Below are 2201 nucleotides of genomic sequence, written 5' to 3'. Positions count from 1 at the left end.
CGCGACTGCGAAAAGATCGTAAACAGGTTCTTAGAGGACAATAGCGGCTGAATCTATTTTGTCTGCCACTATGTCCGAATTGTCTTTTGCCGCGCCAGCCCCAGGATCTGCCTTAACGCAATGGCTGTCTTACTGTGAACGCATCCATCCCACGACGATTGAGTTGGGGCTGGAGCGGGTAGCGAAAGTGGCGCAGACCTTGCAGCTGCATTTTGATTGTCCAGTCATCACCGTGGCTGGCACCAATGGCAAAGGCTCGACTTGCGCGATGCTCGAAGCCATTGCGCTGCAAAGCGGCTACCGCGCAGGGGTTTACACCTCACCGCATCTGGTGGATTTTGAAGAGCGTTGCCGTGTCGGCGGCGAGATTGTGCAGGCCGATGCCTTGGTGCCGCATTTTGAGGCCGTTGAACAAGCCCGTATTGCGGCCGGTGGCGACAGCGGTCCGGTGTCGCTGAGCTATTTTGAATTCACGACGCTGGCCATTGCCCGTTTGCTCAGCCACAGCCAACTGGATGTGGCGATTTTGGAAGTCGGTTTGGGTGGGCGCCTGGATGCGACGAATATTGTCGATGCCGACTGCGCCATCATCACCAGCATCGACATCGACCACATCGAATTTTTGGGCCCGGATCGTGAATCGATTGGTCGAGAGAAAGCGGGCATCATGCGCGCTGGCAAACCGGTGGTCGTGTCAGATCCGATGCCGCCTCAGTCCGTGATTGCCCATGCTGAGGCGATTGGTGCTGACCTGTGGTTGGCAGGGCGCGATTTCAATTACTCGGGCGACCGCCAGCAATGGAATTGGGCCGGCCGGGGCAAGCGCTTCCATGGCCTCGCATACCCGGCCTTGCGCGGTGCGAATCAGCTGATCAATGCCGCTGGCGTGTTGGCGGCATTCCAAGCTTTGCGCCAGATTTTGCCGGTGACCGTGCAGGCTGTGCGCGAAGGCTTTGCCATCGTTGATGTGCCAGGCCGCTTTCAAATCGTGCCGGGCCAGCCGAACTTGGTGCTGGATGTGGCCCACAACCCGCATTCTGTGGCCGCGTTGGCTGTTAACCTCGATGCCATGGGTTTTTTCCCAGTCACCCACGCTGTTTTTGGCGCGATGCATGACAAGGATTTGGTTGCCGTGATGCAGCGCATGGGGCCACTGGTCGACCGTTGGTATTTCACCGATTTGCCGCTGCCAAGGGCTGAGAAAGCGGCTGATCTGGTCAAACGCTGGCAAGCTTTACAAATGGTTGCGCAGCGCCCGCGTGAAGTGCCTGCATCTGCCCATGCTACGCCGCAGTTGGCACTTGAAGCTGCTGTGAGGGCGGCAGACCCTGCTGATAGAATTGTGGTCTTTGGATCGTTCTATACAGTCGGTGGTGTTTTGAGCAACGGGATTCCCAGGTTGGATGCACCGCATTGGAAGCGCGATGGCAACACATCCCCTTCTTCTGAGTCAGACCGTTGAGTCCAGTGGTTGGCTAGATGACTAAAAGGCTTTTTGATATTTATGGCATTGTTTGAATCTCGCAAGGCGGAGAAGGCCACAGAAGAGAAAACCAAGCGCAGCCGGCCAGCCCGGCGTGTGCTGGATTCTGTCGAGGATATGCGCCGCAGAGCCAGACACAGGCTCATCGGCGCTTGCTTGCTGGTGCTGACGGCGATCGTGGTTTTTCCTCTGCTCTTTGACACCGAGCCACGGCCTTTGCCAGTCAATGCCAAAGTCAGTGTGGCAGGGCGTGATGACACCGCACCCAGCCTGAATGTGCCAACCCAGGTGGCGATGAATGGCCACGGTTTGTCTGATGGCGAAGAGGTGGTCGATACCAATGCCACGCCTTCGGCAGCAGTGAGCTCTGCCGCCACTGCTGGCGCGGCGAGCAACCCCGCCACGCCAGCGCCATCGACCAGCCCGGCGGCGCCTAGCAAGCCCCTGACAGCCCAGACAGCCAATGCCGGGCGCGAGCCTGTGGCCGCTGCCAAACCTGCGCCAGAGGCCACCAGCCTGGCAGCACAACGCGCGCAGGAAGCACGTGCGCAAAGCCAGCGTGCGCAAGCAGAGGCAGCCAAACCAGCCGCACCAGCGAGCACAGGCAACGCGACGGCAACCGCCACCACTGCCCCTAGCGCAGCAAAACCTGCTGAGACCCGGCCAGCTGTGACTGTGGCTGCTGCCGTGCCACCACCGCCAGCAGTCCGGCCCCCTG

The 2201-nt window shown here is 59.7% G+C and carries 2 protein-coding genes; both read left to right on the top strand.

Translation table 11 applies throughout. The features are described 5' to 3' along the window. Window positions 1-70 precede the first annotated feature (70 nt). Complete coding sequence (gene folC / locus E8K88_RS17835; RefSeq protein WP_136408013.1) at window positions 71-1462, top strand: bifunctional tetrahydrofolate synthase/dihydrofolate synthase; 1392 nt, start codon at window positions 71-73, stop codon at window positions 1460-1462. 42 nt (window positions 1463-1504) lie between these two features. Then, on the top strand, window positions 1505-2201 hold a 697-nt coding region (locus E8K88_RS17830), incomplete at its 3' end, for a hypothetical protein (protein ID WP_136408012.1).

The organism is Lampropedia aestuarii, from assembly GCF_004803635.1.
GTDB classification, from domain to species: Bacteria; Pseudomonadota; Gammaproteobacteria; order Burkholderiales; family Burkholderiaceae_C; genus Lampropedia; species Lampropedia aestuarii.
This window is presented reverse-complemented; position numbering and strand designations above follow the sequence as displayed.